Here is a 15,307-nt window from a genome sequence, read left to right as displayed (position 1 = left end):
ACCGGACGAGACAGCGGCGGCCCCCGATGCCGGGGACCGCCGCTGTCGTCGGCGATGCGAGGGTCAGCGGCTGGCGCCGGCCCGGCGCTTGGCCCAGACGTCGAGCGCGACCGCGGCGAGCAGGACCAGGCCCTTGACCAGCATGACCTCGGCCGGCTCGGAGCCGAGCAGGGACATGCCGTTGTTGATCACGGCCATGATCAGGCCGCCGGTGATGGCGCCGACGACCTTGCCGACGCCGCCCTGGACCGCGGCGCCACCGATGAAGGCGGCCGCGATGGCGTCCAGCTCGAACTGGTTGCCGGCGCCGGGGAGCGCGACGTTGAGGCGGCCGGACAGGATGATGCCGGCGACCGCGGCGAGCACGCCCATGTTCACGAACAGCCAGAACGTGACCTGCTTGACCTTCACGCCGGACAGCGACGCGGCCTGGAGGTTGCCGCCGATGGCGTAGATGTGGCGGCCGAAGACCGTCCGGTTCGCGACCAGCGTGTAGAGCAGCACCAGCGCGGCGAGCAGCACCAGCACCCACGGCAGGTTCTTGAACCGGGCGAGCTGCACGACGATCGTCATGATCACGGCGATGGCCAGCACGTTGCGGAGCACGAAGATCGCCATCGACTCGACCGCCTGCTGGTAGCCGATCCGCACCCGGCGGGTCCGCCACTGGGTGACCACCATGCCGACGCAGACCAGGATGCCGACCAGCAGCGTGATGATGTCCGCGCCGCCCAGCGGGCCGAGTGCGACGTTGCCGAGCGTGCCGGGCGTGAAGCCGTTCGCGATCGTCCGGATCTCGTCCGGGAACGGGCCGATGCCCTGGTTGCCCAGCGTCCACATGGCGACCGCGCGGAACAGCAGCATGCCGGCGAGCGTGACGATGAACGCGGGGATGCCGAAGTAGGCGACCCAGAAGCCCTGCCAGGCGCCGATCGCGCCGCCGACGAGCAGCGTGATCAGAATGGCCAGCGGCCACGGTACGTCCATGTTGACCATCAACACGGCGGCCAGCGCGCCGGTGGCCGCGACCACGGAACCGACCGAGAGGTCGATGTGGCCGGCGATGATGATCAGGATCATGCCGATCGCGAGGATCAGGATGTACGAGTGCTGAATGATGATGTTGCTGATGTTCTGGAAGCCCAGCAGCTTACCGTCGGTCAGCACCGTGAACAGCACGACGATCAGCGCGAACGCGATGTAGATGCCGCTCTGCCGCAGGTTGATCGAGAACCTGCCGTTGGCGCCCTTCGGGCCGCCCCCATCCGGCACCTTGGCCGTGTTGGTCGTTATGCCGCCGGTCGCCGGCGCGACGCTACTCATCGGAGCCTTACTCCTTAACCTTGGTCATGTACTGCATGAGTCGCTCCGGGGTTGCTTCCGCGCGTGGTAGCTCGCCGGTGACCCGTCCGGCGGAGAGCGCGTAGATCCGGTCGCAGATGCCGAGCAGCTCGGGCAGCTCGGAGGAGATCACGAGGATCGCCTTACCCTGGTCCGCGAGGGCGTTGATGATGGTGTAGATCTCGTACTTGGCACCCACGTCGATGCCCCGGGTCGGCTCGTCCAGGATGAGCACGTCCGGGTCGGTGTGGATCCACTTGGCCAGCACGACCTTCTGCTGATTGCCGCCGGAGAGCGTGCCGGTGATCGCCGCAACGCTCGGGGCCTTCACGTTCAGGTCCCGGCGGTACTGGTCGGCGACCTTGAACTCCTCGTTCTCGTTCACCCAGCCGCCGCTGGCCAGCTTCTCCAGGCTCGCGCCGGAGACGTTGCGCTGGATGTCCTCGATGAGGTTCAGGCCGTAGCGCTTGCGGTCCTCGGTCGCGTACGCCAGCCCGTGCTTGATCGCGTCGCCGACGTTCCTGAGGTGGACTTCCTTGCCGTCCTTGTAGACCTTGCCGGAGATGTCCACGCCGTACGCGCGCCCGAACACGCTCATCGCCAGCTCGGTGCGGCCGGCGCCCATCAGGCCCGCCAGCCCGACGATCTCGCCGCGGCGCAGCGTGAGGTTGGCGTTGTCGATGATCTTCCGACCGTGCTGGGTGGGGCTGAACACGGTCCAGTTCTCGATCCGCAGCACCTCGGGGCCGATCGTCGGCTCGTGCGGCGGGTAACGGTGCTCGAGGTCGCGGCCGACCATGCCGGAGATGATCCGGTCCTCGGTGACGTTGTCCGCCTTCATGTCGAGCGTCTCGATCGTGCGGCCGTCCCGGATGATGGTCAGCGAGTCGGCGATCGCCTCGATCTCGTTCAGCTTGTGCGAGATGATCACGCAGGTGATGCCCTGCTCGCGCAGACCGCGCAGCAGGTTCAGCAGCTTGGCGGAGTCCTCGTCGTTCAGCGCCGCGGTCGGCTCGTCCAGGATCAGCAGGCGCACCTTCTTGGAGAGCGCCTTGGCGATCTCCACGAGCTGCTGCTTGCCGACACCGATGTCCATGGCCGGAGTGGTCGGGTTCTCGTGCAGCCCGACCCGCTGCATCAGCTTCGCCGCTTCCGCGTTGGTCTTGTTCCAGTCGATCAGTCCGCGGTGCACCACCTCGTTGCCGAGGAAGATGTTCTCCGCGATCGACAGGTACGGGCTGAGCGCCAGCTCCTGGTGGATGATGACGATGCCACGCTTCTCGCTGTCCCGGATGTCGGAGAAGTGGCACTCTTCGCCATCAAAAATGATCTCACCGGTGTACGTCCCGTGCGGGTACACACCGGAGAGCACCTTCATCAGGGTCGACTTGCCGGCCCCGTTCTCCCCGCAGATGGCGTGGATCTCGCCGCGTTTGACGGTGAGGTTCACGTCGGAGAGCGCCTTGACGCCGGGGAAGGTCTTGGTGATTCCCCGCATCTGCAGTAGCGCGTCGGCCACGGCGGTTGCTCCTCGTTGCTCTAAAGGTGACCGGCGGCGGGCCGGAGCCCGCCGCCGGGATGAAACGCGGTCTTACTTGAGGGCGTCCTCGGTGTAGTAACCGGTGTCGATCAGCGTCTGCTTGTAGTTGTCCTTGTAGACGATGACCGGCTCCAGCAGGTACGACGGGACGACCTTGGTGCCGTTGTTGTAGTCCGTGGTGTTGTTGACCTCGGGCTGCTGGCCCTTGAGCACCGCGTCCGCCATCTTCACGGTCACGTCGGCGAGCTGCCGGGTGTCCTTGTAGATCGTGGCGTACTGCTCGTTCGCGATGATCGACTTGACCGACGCGACCTCGGCGTCCTGGCCGGTGACGATCGGCCAGTCCTGGCCGCCGGTGCCGTAGCCGTTGCTCTTCAGCGCGGAGATGATGCCGATCGAGATGCCGTCGTACGGCGAGAGCACGCCGTCGACCTTGTTGTTACCGGTGTAGGTGGTGGTGATGATGTTCTCCATGCGCTGCTGGGCCGTGGCCGGGTCCCAGCGCAGCGTGGAGACGGTGTTGAAGTCCTTCTGACCGCTCTTGACGACCAGCGTGCCGTTGTCGATGTACGGCTGGAGGGTCTCCATCGCGCCGTTGAAGAAGAACGTCGCGTTGTTGTCGTCCGGCGAGCCGGCGAACAGCTCGATGTTGAACGGGCCCTTCGCGGTGCCGTCCGTGCCGTCCGCCTTCTTGATGCCGAGGCCGACCAGCAGCGAGGTGGCCTGCTGGACGCCGACCTTCTTGTTGTCGAAGGTGGTGTAGTAGTCCACGTTCGGCGAGCCGAGGATGAGCCGGTCGTACGAGATGACCGGGATGTTGTTCGCCTTGGCGTTCTCCAGCTGCGTGGTGAGCGCCTTGCCGTCGATCGACGCCACGATCAGGAGCTTCGCGCCCTGGGTGATCTGGTTGTCGATCTGGTTCGCCTGGGTCGGGACGTCGTTCTCCGCGTACTGCAGGTCGACCTTGTAGCCCAGCTTCTCCAGCGCGGCCTTGACGTTGTTGCCATCCGCGACCCAGCGCTCGGAGACCTTGGTCGGCATGGTCACGCCGACCAGCGCGCCCTCGGCCGAACCAGTGTCGCCGCCCTCGGACGCCTTCTCGGTCGAACCGCAGGCGGAGGCGGTAAGGACGACGCTCAGACCTATGGCCGCGGCGGCGAGCCTCGCGAGTTTCATGCTCTCTCCCTTGATCTGGAAAGCCCCCAGGCGGTGCCCACATCCGGCCGTGAGAGGTGCGAAGGTGCCCCGCACCAGCCTCGTAGCCACATGTCGTCGGAGTTACTCCGGTGTTTCGCCGTGGTGGTTGAGGTGAAGTGTTAGCGCTAACAACTGGCCAGTCAAGGCCTACAGCGAAATGAAATCTAATCGCCTCCGAGTGGTGCGCGCCACCCCGATGGATCACTCTTCGGCCGTCGAAACACCTATATAAGCCTTAAACCAGACACGGTACGGACGACCGTGTTGGTGTTGTGACCTTCGGTGCGCCGGCATGACCTGCGAAGATCGAATCGGCGCCGATAGGTGGCGATTCGATCACGAAGCGTTCCCGGCGCACCGGAGCGCGTGTCACCGGTCCGCGTAGACCGCCCGGTGCGCGGCCCGGATCGCGGCCGCGTAGAGACCGCCGCCGACCGCGCGGTCCCGGGCCATCGCGGCGCGCGCCGCGTTCGCCCCCGGCGCGCCGTGCACGCCGCCGCCCGGGTGCGCCGACGAGCCGGCCAGGAACAGCCGGTCCACCGGCGTGTCCGCCCGGCCCAGCCCGGGGATCGGGCGGAAGAACAGCTGCTGGTACGCGGCCGAGGAGCCGCCGCCGACCGTACCGCCGACCAGGCTCGGGTCCTCCCGCTCCAGGTCGCCGGGGCCGGCCACGTGCCGCGCCACCACCAGCCGGCCGAAGCCGGGCGCGGCGCGCTCCAGCACCTCCTCCATGCGGGCGGCCTGGCGGGCCACCGACTCGCCGTCCCACTCGGTGCGGAACGGCAGGTGCGAGTAGGCCCAGAGCGACTCGGTGCCGGCCGGCGAGCGCGACGGGTCCGCCGTGGTCATCTGGCCGGCCAGCAGGAACGGCTCCTCGGGCAGGCCGCCGCAGGCCAGCTCCGCGGCGTACCGGGTGAGGCCGTTGAGGTCCGCTCCGAGGTGGACGGTGCCGGCGCGGGCGACCATCGGGTTCTTCCACGGCACCGGCCCGGACAGCGCCCAGTCGATCTTGATGGTGGAGCCGTCCCAGCGGAAGTGCGCGAGGTCCTCGACCAGCCGCGGCGGCAGGTGCCGCGCGCCGACCAGGTCCAGGTAGAGCGAGGGCGCGGGCACGTCGGCCAGCACCGCGCGCCGGGCGCGCCAGTCGGTGCCGCCGGCCGAGCGCACGCCCATGGCCCGGCCGCGCGCGATCAGCACGCGTTCCGCGCGCACGCCGTAGACGATCCGGCCGCCGCGCGAGACCAGCCGGGAGACCAGCGCGTCCGCGATGCGCTGCGCGCCGCCGACCGGGACCGGCCAGCCGATCTGCTGGCCCAGCATGGCGAGCAGCCAGCCGTAGACCGCCCCGCCGGCCTCCTCCGGGGACAGATCGGTGTGCAGCGCGTTCCCGGCCAGCAGCAGCTTCGCGCCCTCGCCGCGGAACAGCTCGGAGCCGAGCTCGCGCGCGGAGAGCAGCAGGCGGCGGCCGAGGCGCAGGCCACCGGAGACGCGCAGCCGGTTGGCGAGGCCGAGCCCGGCCTTGACCGGCGGGAACGGCGACGTGATCGCGTCCAGCATCGGGTCGGAGACCGCGCGCCAGTCGTCGTAGGCGTTCATCCAGCGCTCGCCGTCGCCGGCCGCGAACTCCTCCACCGACTCCGCGGTCAGCGCCGGGTCCCGGTTGATCCGCACGGCGCGGCCGTCCGGCAGCAGGTGGCACAGCACGTCCGGCGCGTGCCGCCAGCTGAGGCCGTGCTCGCCGAGGCCCAGCCGGTTGATCACCGGGGAGGCGTACCCGAGCGGATAGAACGCGCTGAACAGGTCGGACAGGTATCCGGAGGCGGTGATCCGGCCGGACCGCACCGCGCCGCCCGCGTGCGGCGTCGCCTCCAGCACCAGCACGTCCCACCCGGCGTCGGCCAGGAGATTCGCCGCCACCAGTCCGTTGTGCCCGGCCCCGACGACGATCGCGTCCGCGGTGTCCATTTTCGCCCCTATCGTTCCGACAGCTCGTGCCCAGCCTAGGTTCGTTTGGCACCTGGTTACCCCGGGTATCGTCTCGCCACCCTTTGACCCGCGGAGGCGCGTGATGGCGGCGTCGACCACCGTTCCCGATGACCGGTCCGACTCGCTCCGCCTGCCCGAGCGGCTCCGGCAGCTGCGCTGGCGCACCTGGCGCGGCATCCTCTGGCGCGCCGGCAAGGGATTCATGGACGACAACTGCTCCGACTGGGCCGCGAGCCTGACGTACTACTCCGTGCTCTCGCTCTTCCCGTCCGCCATCGTGATCGTGGCGATGGTCGGACTGGTCTCCGAGGGCGAGGGCGAGGCCGCGGTCAACACGATCCTGGACATCCTCTACGACCTGGGCGCGCGGTCGCTGCTGGACAACGCGTCGTTCGAGACGTTCATCCGGGACACCGTGCTGGGCCAGACCTCGGCCGGCGCGCTGCTCAGCTTCGGCGTGATCGGCGCGCTGTGGTCCGCGTCCGGCTACGTGGGCGGCTTCACCCGCGCCTCCAACGCCATCTACGGCGTCGAGGAGGGCCGCCCGTTCTGGAAGCTGCGGCCGCTGCAGATCCTGCTCACCGCGGTGGCGCTGGTGCTGCTCGCGGTCGGCGCGTTCGGGCTGGCGGTGAGCGGGCCGGTCGCGGACGCGGTCGGCGACGCGCTGCACCTGGGCGACACGCCGCGGATGATCTGGGGCATCGCGAAGTGGCCGGTGCTGGTGCTGGTCGGGATGATGCTGCTGGCGCTGCTGTTCTGGATCGCGCCGAACGTGCAGCAGCCGCGGTTCCGCTGGCTGACCGTGGGCGGCTTCGTGACGCTGCTCGCCTCCGCGCTGGTCAGCTTCGGGTTCGGCCTGTACGTGACGAACTTCGGCAACTACGACCGCACGTACGGCAGCCTCGGCGCGGTCATCGCGTTCCTGGTCTGGCTCTACCTGATCAACTCGGCCGTGATGCTGGGCGTGGAGATCAACGCTCAGGTGGCGCGCGGACGCGCGATGCAGGGCGGCGTCGAGGACCCGGACCCGCCGCTGCCGCCCAAGGACGAGCCCTAGATCCGTTTACGGCGAATCTCTCCGGGTAGGCCATCAGTACGGACGTTGCAAGAGCATGCGTACTGCGAAGGAGGAATTTCGATGGGTACCGTGACCGAACACGTCGACGTGGCCGTGCCGATCCGCACCGCCTACAACCAGTGGACCCAGTTCGAGGAGTTCCCCCGATTCATGGAGGGGGTCACCGAGATCCGCCAGATCTCGGACACCGACACCCACTGGAAGACGGAGATCGCCGGCGTCAAGCGCGAGTTCGACGCGAAGATCACGGAGCAGCTGCCGGACGAGCGCGTCGCGTGGACGTCCACCGGCGGCACCAAGCAGTCCGGCGTGATCACCTTCCACCGCCTGGACGAGAACCACACGCGCGTCACCGCGCAGATGGAGTTCGAGCCGGAGGGCATCGCGGAGCAGGCCGGCGACAAGCTGGGCATCATCGACCGCCGGATCAAGGGCGACATGAAGCGCTTCAAGGAGTTCATCGAGTCCGACCGTTCCGGCATCGAGACCGGCGCGTGGCGCGGCGAGGTGGACCGTCCGCAGCCCTGACCTGCACTGATCGTCGAAACCGCCGGGCCCGCCACTCCTGGGCCCGGCGGTTTCCGTCTATCCGGGCCGGGGTATGGCTCGGTGAACCGAGCTTTCCGAGGGAGGGACCGAATGGCAGACGCGATCACCGACATGTGGCGATCGGTGCTGCTCTTCGTACCGAAGGCCGTCGCGTTCCTCGCGATCCTGGTCGTCGGATATTTCGTGGCGAAGGGCGTACGCAAGGTCGTCGACAAGATCCTGGAGCGGGTCGGCTTCGACCGCGCGGTGGAGCGCGGCGGCATCGGCCGCGCGCTGGAGCGCAGCCGGTACGACGCGAGTGACATCCTCGCGAAGCTCGCCTACTACGCGGTGCTGCTGCTCACGCTGCAGCTCGCGTTCGGCGTGTGGGGACCCAATCCGGTCAGCGACCTGATCGCCGGCGTGGTCGCGTGGCTGCCGCGCGCGTTCGTCGCGATCGTCATCGTGGTCGTGGCCGCCGCCATCGCCGGCGCGGTCCGCGACCTCATCCGCGCCGCGCTGGGCGGGCTCACGTACGGCCGGATCATCGCGGGCTTCGCCTGGGCGTTCATCGTCGGGCTCGGCGTCATCGCCGCGCTCAACCAGGCCGGCATCGCCACCACGGTCACCACGCCGGTGCTGGTCGCGGTGCTCGCCACCATCGCCGGCATCCTGATCGTGGGCGTCGGCGGCGGCCTGGTCCGCCCGATGCAGTCCCGCTGGGACGGCTGGCTGACCCGCGCCGCGACCGAGACCGAGGTCATCCGCGAGCGGGCGCGCCAGTACGCGGCCGAGGCCGAGGCGCGCGCCGAGGCCGAGCGCCAGGCCCGCGCGGAGGCGGAGCGGCTGGAGGCGGAGCGCAAGGCCCGCCTGGAGGCCGAGGAGACCGAGCGCCGCGACGCGGAACGCCGCGAGGCCGAGCGGCTCGAGGGCGAGCGGATCGCGGCGCAGCAGGCCGAGGCCGAGGCGCGTGCCCGGGCCGAGGCGGAGGCCGAGACGCGCGCCCGGGCCGAGGCCGAGGCGCGCAGCCAGGCCGAGGCGCGCGAGCGGGCCGCGGCCGAGGAGGCGGGACGCGACGACACGAACCGGCAGATGTCCGACCGGCCCACGGTCGTGCCGCGGCAGGACGGCGACGTCTCCGACGCGGTCCCGGCCGGCGGCGTGTCCGTCTCCGGTGCGGGCGACGCGGAGGCCACCCAGGCGATCAACACGGGTCGCGGGCTCTACCAGTCCGGCAGCGTGGCACCGTCCGGGCGGCTGGCCCCGGTCTCCACGGACGGCCCGGGCGAGCCGGCCTCGTTCCAGCCGGGCCGCGCGGGCGGCGAGGCGGACGTGACGGCGCCGATCAGCCGGACCGCACCGGACGCCGGCGACCCGGACGTGACCGCGGTGATCAAGAGCACACCACCGGCCGATCGCGACAAGAGCTGACTCCCTCCCCCAGAGAAGCGGGGCGTGTCCCACCGGGACGCGCCCCGCTTTCACGCGCGGGTGGGGAGGCCCTGGGCCAGGGAGCAGACCGCGAGCAGGCGGGTCAGGACCCAGTCGCCGGCGGCGAAGTCGATGTGGCCCTCCGGCATGCGCCAGCCGTGTTCGCGGGCCGCGTCGCGGATGCCCTCCACGTATCCGGCCAGCGCGATCGCGGAGAGTGGCCGCAGGTCGGCCTGGAGGCTGTCGCGGACGGCGGCGGCGTGCTGGTCGATCGCGGCGAGCAGGGCTGGAGCGGTCGCGGCCGCGGCGAGACCGAGGGAGCCGACCGAGGACATCAGCCCGGCGAGCGCGGTGCGTGCACGCTGCGTGGCGGTGTGCTGATCGGCGGAGCCCGGGGACCCGAGAGTCATGTGGAGTGACGCTAGCCGCCCGCGGCTGTGCGCCGCCTCAGCCGGACGGTCGAACCGAAGCCCGATTCACCCAGGAATGTCGCGCTCTACGGCGTACCCCCGAAAGATTATGGGTATGCACGGCGCCGTGGAGATCGATGACGTGACGGTCGAGGCGCTCGGGCGACTGACCGAGGCGCTGGAGACGACCGAGCGGGCGCGCGGGCACCTGTACGCGATGCACCAGCTGACCGGCGAAGCGGACTTCAAACTTGACGGCGCGGTGGCGAAGCTGCGCGAAGCCGGTCACCACGAGCTCGCCGACCGGGTGGAGACGGAACTGATCGGGCGCAACGTGATCGCCGGCCGGTGGACGTTCCAGCTGGTGGAGGAGTACGAGGACGGGTACGTCTCGGTCTTCCGCGAGCTGGAGCGCACCGCGCGGGACACGCTCGCGGGCGGGCGGCGGCACCTGTGGGAGGCGCGTCTCAAGGAGCGGCGCCGCACGCACGGCGAGCCGGGCCATGAACCCGCCCCCGAGCACACCTAGACCGCGACCGGCCGGCGACCGCGCGAGGCCAGCAGGTACAGGCCGACGAGCAGCACGGACAGCGCCAGCAGCGCCGGGCCGAGCCAGCCGAACCCGGCGCGGTTGAGCAGCACTCCGATCAGCGCCGGGACCAGCGCGCCGCCCGCGCCGGACGCGCCCACCTGCAGGCCGATCGCCCGGTCCGCGTGCGCGGCGCCCACCCGATCCGCCGTGGTGAGGGTGAGCAGCGGGAACACCGGGGCGGCGGCGAAGCCGAGCACGACCAGGCCGGCCGCCGCGACCCAGCCGGACGCGGGCAGCGCGATCAGCGCGGCGCCCGCGGCCATGCCGACCAGCGCGCCGACCAGCACCCGGTGGCTGCTGATCCGCTCGGACACCCAGCCGAAGACGACCCGGCCGACGAAGAGCGCGCCCCAGTACGCGGAGACGATCAGCCCGGCCGCCCGCGGCGACATGTCGCGCCCCTGGGTGAGCACCGTGTACGCCCACAACCCGGCCGCCGCCTCGATCGCCACATAGCAGACGAACGCGCCGAGGCCGAGCCAGACCGCCGGGATGCGCAGCGTGTGCCCGGCCTTCGGCACCTCTGCCGGCGCGTCGGCCGCCACCGGGCGCACCCACAATCGCACGGTCAGCGCGAACGCGACCGCCAGACCGGCCTGGAAGATCGCCACGATCCCGTAACCCCACCGCCAGGACAGGCCCGACTCCAGCACGGTCGTCATGATCAGCGGGCCGATCGCCACGCCGAGCCCGAAGAACGCGTGCAGCCAGTTCATGTGGCGCGGGCCGAACGCGGTCGCGGCGTACGCGTTCAGCCCCGAGTCGATCGCGCCGGAACCGAGCGACAGCACCAGCGCGCACAGCACCGCGAGCACCATGACCGGGGTGCTCAGGTACCCGGTCAGCGCCAGCGACGCCAGCCCCGTGCTGATCGCGAGCAGCCAGCCCACGCCCAGCCGGCCGAGCGCGAAACCGGCCGCCACGCTGGACGTGAAGTAGCCGATCATGCCGGCCACGGTCAGGAAGCCGAGCGCGTCCAGCGGCACGCCGAAGTCCGCGGCCATCGACGGCCACGCCACGCCGAGCAACCCGTCGGGCAGTCCGAGGCTGATGAAACCGAAGTAGGCGAGCGCGAGAAGAGGCACCCCGCGATCATGCCTGGCGGCCGGCGGCGGCCCGGCGCGAACCCCGGATCTTCGTATTGGGGCGAATACCTCACATGATCAAGATCAAGGCAAACCCATAAGGTACGGACGGACGTAGTGGGATCGGCCGAAAGGGTGAACGCGCCGGGGAGATCTTTGGGCAGACTTGCTCGGATGCAGCAGCGAGCCACCGGTTTCCTGACTCCGCGCCAGCGGCGCCTCGCCTGGCTGGGCTTCGTCCTGGCCGCCGTCCACGCTCCCGTCTCGGCGAGTCTCGCGACGGACGCGTCCTGGTTCTTCGCCGTCGTCGTCGCCATGCTCGTCGCCACGGTGATCATCGCCGACGACACCGAGCGCCGCCGGCCCGAGTCGGCCCGCGTCCGCGCGGACGATCTTCAAGATTAGAACCACCAGGGGGTACGCCAGGGAGGTCCTCCTCCTCGGGCGCTTCGCGGGACGCCCGCTCGACCGGCTCCGCCGGCGGCCGGGCCGCCGTACCACCCCTGATCTCCGCCCCGGCTGCGCCGGGTTCTCCGATCTCCATCCGGTGCGGTCGCGTGGGCGTGACCGCACCACTCCACCCCTACGTCGTTCCCGGGTTCGCTCGGCCGCAAACTCCACCGTTCGGCCGGAACGCCGCACCCCGCGCGACGTGCCCGGGAAGGCGCAGCGTCCGCGCCTCCTGCCGTGATGCGCGAGGCGCGTGCCGTTCCGGTGATGGCGCGGCGCTCGTGCCGCTTCCTGTAATGGCGCGGCGCTCGTGCCGCTTCCCGAAAGGGCGCGGCGCTCGTGCCGCTTCCCGTAAGAGCGCGGCGCTCGTGCCGCTTCCGGTGATGGCGCGCATTCGCGCCGCTCGCCGCAGCGGGTGTCGCGTCGGTCACGTGCCGGGTCTCTCCCGGCGGAACCTCACCGGCAGGCGGCGCCGTTCAGCTGGCAGCCGGTCGGCTCGCCCTGAATCCATCCCGGCACGTCGAACGTGAACGTGACCGAGCCGCCCGGCGGCACCGTCCGGCCCGCGGCCGGCGTGAATCGCACCATCGTGCCCCACTGCTCGTGGTCGGCGCCGCTCACCGCCGATACCGTCTGGCCGTCGAGCAGGCTGAGTGTCAGCTCCCAGCCGGCGGCGGGCGACGTACCGTCATTGGTGATCGTCACCTGTCCCCGGTATCCGGTGAGCCCGAGGAAGCCGGTGTTCGCGACCCGGCTGTAGGCGGCGGTCAGCCCGGCCGTCGCGCCGCCCGCCGCCGTACCGCCGGGTGGGGTTGACGGAGTGGTGTCGCCCGACGACGGCCGGACGGTGGATGCCGGGGCCGGCCCGGACGGCGTGGACGTCGCGCCGGCCGACTCGATCGTGATCGGCGGCAGCATCACCTGCTGTCCCGCGGGCGGGCGGCTCATGACCGCGATCCCGTACGCCACGCCCAGGATCACCACCGCCGCCACGGCCACGACCAGCGTCGCGATCCAGACGTCAGCACGCCGGCTCGGCGCCTGGCCCGCGGAGATCTCCGCCGGCGCCGACCCCACGAACCTCCGCGGCGGCCCCACGACCCGCGCCGCACCCACGGCCCGGCCGTCCTCCTCCGCCGCCACGATCGGGTAGGCCCCGGAAGCTCCGTTGAGCGCCGCGTACGCCGCCGAGTTCCCGTTGAGCGACAGGTAGGCCCCGGACCCGGCCGGGAGACTGGAGTTGATCACCGAATATCCACCGGACGGCGTGTCGATCACCGGCCGACGCCGCACCACCGGATACGACCCGGTCACCCTGGTCACCGCCGCCCGCGGATCTCCGACGTCGGCGTCGGTGACCTCGGCGCTGGTCCGGGAACCGGCGTCCCGCGACTCGGGTTCCGCCTCCACCCGCCCGGCGTCCCGCGGCTCGGGCTCCGCGTCTTCGGCCGGGTCCGGGCCGTTCGCTGATTCCACCTGCGGCTCGGGTGCCGGGGGTTCGGTCCGCGCTCCGTCGGGCAGCGGGGAGGCGTCCACCTCCGCGGCCGAAGGGGCACGGAGCACGATCTCGCCGGTACGCTCCGACTCGTCCTCGTCCGCCGGCAGCAGCAGGACGATCTCGCCGGTCCGTTCCGACTCGTCCTCCCCCGGCATGTCCCACGCGATCCGCTGCCCCGCGCCGATCCCGGCGGTCAGCGCCGTCTCCACGTCATCGGCCGGCCCGGCGATCGCCTCCGGCCCGGCCGCCGAGGTCGCCTCGTCCGCCGCCCGGCCGCCACTCACCGCCGAATCGACGGCATCCACGTCCGCCCGCCCGGCGGCGGCGATATCCGCATCACCGACAACGCCGACCTCATGATCTGTATCGGCCTCCACCACGTCGTCCGGCCCGCCAGCGGCGTCGGCCTCGCCGACGACATCCGCCTCCCCCGCGTCCTCCGGATCGCCAGCGGCACGGGCCTCGCCGACGACATCCGCCGCGGCGGCATCACCCGGACCGCAAGAGGCGTTGGGCTCGCCGACGACATCCGCCGCAGCGGCACCATCCGGACCACAAGAGGCGTCGGGCTCACCGACGACATCCGCCGCAGCGGCACCATCCGGACCACAAGAGGCGCCGGGCTCACCAACGACATCCGCCGCGGCGGCACCATCCGGACCAGAAGAGGCGTCGGGCTCACCGACGACATCCGCCGCGTCCGCCAGACGGGCCGACTCCGCGACGTCCACGGCGCCATTGGTGTCGGCCCCACCGATGTCGGCGGTGGTGCCCGGAACTGCCGCAACGCCGGAGGAATTCAGCACCCCGGCGGCGGCATCGGTTTCGCCGGCGGTGTCCGGGTGGCCGACGATATCCGTCGGTGCGGCGATGCCCGCGTCGGCAACCACATCGGCGGCACCCTCACCGCCGACACCCTCACCGCCGGCACCCTCACCGCCGGCACCCTCACCGCCGGCACCCTCACCGCCGGCACTGTCACCGGCGGCGGTCGCCTCGACCGGCGGCTCGTCCGCCTGTTGCTGCGGCCGGCCCGGCATCGTCCCGGTCTCGGACGCCGTAGTGCCCCTCGTGGGGTTCGTATCGTCGTTGTTCGTCAGCATCTCTGCGCCCCCTTCGGCGAACGTTGCGCCATGTCCGCCGCCGGTCCCCGGCGCCGTGCCTACGGCCGTGTCCGCGGCCGGTCGTGCCACGGCCGCTCCCGCGACCGCTGTCTCGTCACCATCCGCCGGCTCCGCCGACGGTCCGTCAGGTAAATCGCCGGGTTCATCGCCTCCGGCGGGAGCCTCCCGTGCCGCACCGGGGGTGGTGCCCTCCCGTGCGCGTCCGCTACCACCGGGAGCCCCGATCCGCGCCGTGGGTTCCTCGACGCTCCGCCGGTCCCGGCCGGTGGCCCGCCCCGCCCGGTCGTCTCCCGCCCCCGGCGGCACGGACCCGGCCGCACGAAACGCGGGTATCCGCGCATCCGCGGCGGGTGACGGCTCGGCAGCCGTCGACGGCACGCGCAGAACCGAGGCCGGCGCTAGAGCTCCACCATCGCCAGACTGCCGCACGACCGCAGTCGGCTCACCATCGACCGGCGCCGGCACCGACGCGGCGGACCCACCACCGCCGGACTGCTGCACAACAGCGGTCGGCGAGCCGTCGGCCGGAGCGGGAGTTTCGTGGGGCAGTGGAGGCACGGCGGTCGGCTCGTCGCCGTTCGCCGGTGGTATTCGCAGCGTCTCCGGGTCCGCACCGCGGGTTACGGCCGAGGCGGCGTCCGCCGACCAGCTTTGCCGCCCACCCGTCGATTCCACAGCATGGGAATCCCCTACCTCGCGGCCGACTACCGCGAGTAATGGGTCGCCTGCCGCATATCCGACACCGGAAGATGTGGGCATCAATGGCGATTCGCCCACCGGATCCGATTCCGGAATCGCGACGGCGGGCGGGTCCGAAGGGGACAGTGTCGCATTGCGATCGGAGACGAGGAAAACGGCGTCGCCGATGACCGACTCGTCCAGCTGTTGCAGCGCGGCCACGTATTCGAGGACGCCGGAGGGCCTGCGGGATGCGCGGGCGCCAGGCGGCTCGATGTCGGTCACGCGCCGACTATAAGCACCTCATACAACATACCGACAAGGCTTAAGACGCTCCTAAGACGCGACTGCGGCCGACCGCGTGACGAC

12 protein-coding genes and 1 pseudogene are annotated in these 15,307 nt (G+C 71.1%); 6 read left to right on the top strand and 7 right to left on the bottom strand.

All coding sequences use genetic code 11. The annotated features are described in order from the left end of the window. Nucleotides 1–63: 63 nt before the first annotated feature. The 4 genes from mmsB to J2S41_RS04085 all read right to left on the bottom strand — a co-directional run bounded on the left by mmsB (nt 64) and on the right by J2S41_RS04085 (nt 6,043). Entirely contained in the window at nt 64–1,323 is a 1,260-nt protein-coding gene (gene mmsB, locus J2S41_RS04100) for a multiple monosaccharide ABC transporter permease (RefSeq protein WP_310363245.1), read from the bottom strand. Between the two features lie 7 nt (nt 1,324–1,330). Further along, the gene (mmsA, locus tag J2S41_RS04095) at nt 1,331–2,839 is read right to left on the bottom strand and encodes a multiple monosaccharide ABC transporter ATP-binding protein (RefSeq protein WP_374728243.1); all 1,509 of its coding nucleotides are present in this window, start codon (nt 2,837–2,839) and stop codon (nt 1,331–1,333) included. A 93-nt stretch (nt 2,840–2,932) separates the two neighbouring features. Next, entirely contained in the window at nt 2,933–4,057 is a 1,125-nt protein-coding gene (gene chvE / locus J2S41_RS04090; RefSeq protein ID WP_310363239.1) for a multiple monosaccharide ABC transporter substrate-binding protein, read from the bottom strand. 390 nt (nt 4,058–4,447) lie between these two features. Next, nucleotides 4,448–6,043 carry a phytoene desaturase family protein gene (locus J2S41_RS04085; RefSeq protein ID WP_310363235.1) on the bottom strand — a complete coding sequence of 532 codons (1,596 nt, stop codon included), beginning with the start codon at nt 6,041–6,043 and terminating at the stop codon, nt 4,448–4,450. A 103-nt stretch (nt 6,044–6,146) separates the two neighbouring features. Here J2S41_RS04085 and J2S41_RS04080 point away from each other — a divergent pair, with 103 nt between their 5' ends. The 4 genes and pseudogenes from J2S41_RS04080 (at nt 6,147) to J2S41_RS39790 (ending at nt 9,101) form a co-directional block, all read left to right on the top strand. After that, nucleotides 6,147–7,121 (top strand): YihY/virulence factor BrkB family protein, encoded by a 975-nt coding sequence (locus tag J2S41_RS04080; protein ID WP_310363234.1) that lies wholly within the window; start codon nt 6,147–6,149, stop codon nt 7,119–7,121. An 81-nt stretch (nt 7,122–7,202) separates the two neighbouring features. Continuing rightward, nucleotides 7,203–7,670 carry an SRPBCC family protein gene (locus J2S41_RS04075; RefSeq protein WP_310363231.1) on the top strand — a complete coding sequence of 156 codons (468 nt, stop codon included), beginning with the start codon at nt 7,203–7,205 and terminating at the stop codon, nt 7,668–7,670. Between the two features lie 111 nt (nt 7,671–7,781). After that, nucleotides 7,782–8,632, top strand: a pseudogene (locus J2S41_RS04070) (mechanosensitive ion channel family protein); the annotation flags it as partial. 130 nt (nt 8,633–8,762) lie between these two features. Continuing rightward, nucleotides 8,763–9,101, top strand: a complete 339-nt coding sequence (locus J2S41_RS39790) for a hypothetical protein (protein ID WP_374728107.1) — start codon at nt 8,763–8,765, stop codon at nt 9,099–9,101. A 50-nt stretch (nt 9,102–9,151) separates the two neighbouring features. On the opposite strand, the gene J2S41_RS04065 is transcribed toward J2S41_RS39790, so the two are convergent. Beyond that, nucleotides 9,152–9,511 (bottom strand): DUF6401 family natural product biosynthesis protein, encoded by a 360-nt coding sequence (locus J2S41_RS04065; protein WP_310363228.1) that lies wholly within the window; start codon nt 9,509–9,511, stop codon nt 9,152–9,154. A 76-nt stretch (nt 9,512–9,587) separates the two neighbouring features. On the opposite strand from J2S41_RS04065, the gene J2S41_RS04060 reads away from it, so the two are divergent. Further along, entirely contained in the window at nt 9,588–10,040 is a 453-nt protein-coding gene (locus J2S41_RS04060) for a hypothetical protein (RefSeq protein WP_374728106.1), read from the top strand. Here the strand turns inward: J2S41_RS04060 and J2S41_RS04055 are convergent. After that, nucleotides 10,037–11,188: an MFS transporter gene (locus J2S41_RS04055; RefSeq protein ID WP_310363222.1), complete on the bottom strand. Its 1,152-nt coding sequence runs from the start codon at nt 11,186–11,188 to the stop codon at nt 10,037–10,039. The genes J2S41_RS04060 and J2S41_RS04055 overlap by 4 nt on opposite strands. A gap of 174 nt (nt 11,189–11,362) precedes the next feature. On the opposite strand from J2S41_RS04055, the gene J2S41_RS04050 reads away from it, so the two are divergent. Continuing rightward, complete coding sequence (locus J2S41_RS04050) at nt 11,363–11,593, top strand: hypothetical protein (protein WP_310363219.1); 231 nt, start codon at nt 11,363–11,365, stop codon at nt 11,591–11,593. 501 nt (nt 11,594–12,094) lie between these two features. On the opposite strand, the gene J2S41_RS04045 is transcribed toward J2S41_RS04050, so the two are convergent. Then, nucleotides 12,095–15,223 carry a cellulose binding domain-containing protein gene (locus tag J2S41_RS04045; protein WP_310363218.1) on the bottom strand — a complete coding sequence of 1,043 codons (3,129 nt, stop codon included), beginning with the start codon at nt 15,221–15,223 and terminating at the stop codon, nt 12,095–12,097. Between the last annotated feature and the right edge of the window lie 84 nt (nt 15,224–15,307).

The sequence above is a fragment of the Catenuloplanes atrovinosus genome, assembly GCF_031458235.1.
GTDB classification, from domain to species: domain Bacteria; phylum Actinomycetota; class Actinomycetes; order Mycobacteriales; family Micromonosporaceae; genus Catenuloplanes; species Catenuloplanes atrovinosus.
This window is presented reverse-complemented; position numbering and strand designations above follow the sequence as displayed.

Excerpts from the sequence above, each read along its gene's own strand:
- mmsB (WP_310363245.1), bottom strand. The coding sequence starts at position 1,323 with ATGAGTAGCGTCGCGCCGGCGACCGGCGGCATAACGACCAACACGGCC.
- mmsA (WP_374728243.1), bottom strand. The coding sequence starts at position 2,839 with ATGCGGGGAATCACCAAGACCTTCCCCGGCGTCAAGGCGCTCTCCGAC.
- chvE (WP_310363239.1), bottom strand. The coding sequence starts at position 4,057 with ATGAAACTCGCGAGGCTCGCCGCCGCGGCCATAGGTCTGAGCGTCGTC.
- J2S41_RS04085 (WP_310363235.1), bottom strand. The coding sequence starts at position 6,043 with ATGGACACCGCGGACGCGATCGTCGTCGGGGCCGGGCACAACGGACTG.
- J2S41_RS04080 (WP_310363234.1), top strand. The coding sequence starts at position 6,147 with ATGGCGGCGTCGACCACCGTTCCCGATGACCGGTCCGACTCGCTCCGC.
- J2S41_RS04075 (WP_310363231.1), top strand. The coding sequence starts at position 7,203 with ATGGGTACCGTGACCGAACACGTCGACGTGGCCGTGCCGATCCGCACC.
- J2S41_RS39790 (WP_374728107.1), top strand. The coding sequence starts at position 8,763 with ATGTCCGACCGGCCCACGGTCGTGCCGCGGCAGGACGGCGACGTCTCC.
- J2S41_RS04065 (WP_310363228.1), bottom strand. The coding sequence starts at position 9,511 with ATGACTCTCGGGTCCCCGGGCTCCGCCGATCAGCACACCGCCACGCAG.
- J2S41_RS04060 (WP_374728106.1), top strand. The coding sequence starts at position 9,588 with ATGTCGCGCTCTACGGCGTACCCCCGAAAGATTATGGGTATGCACGGC.
- J2S41_RS04050 (WP_310363219.1), top strand. The coding sequence starts at position 11,363 with ATGCAGCAGCGAGCCACCGGTTTCCTGACTCCGCGCCAGCGGCGCCTC.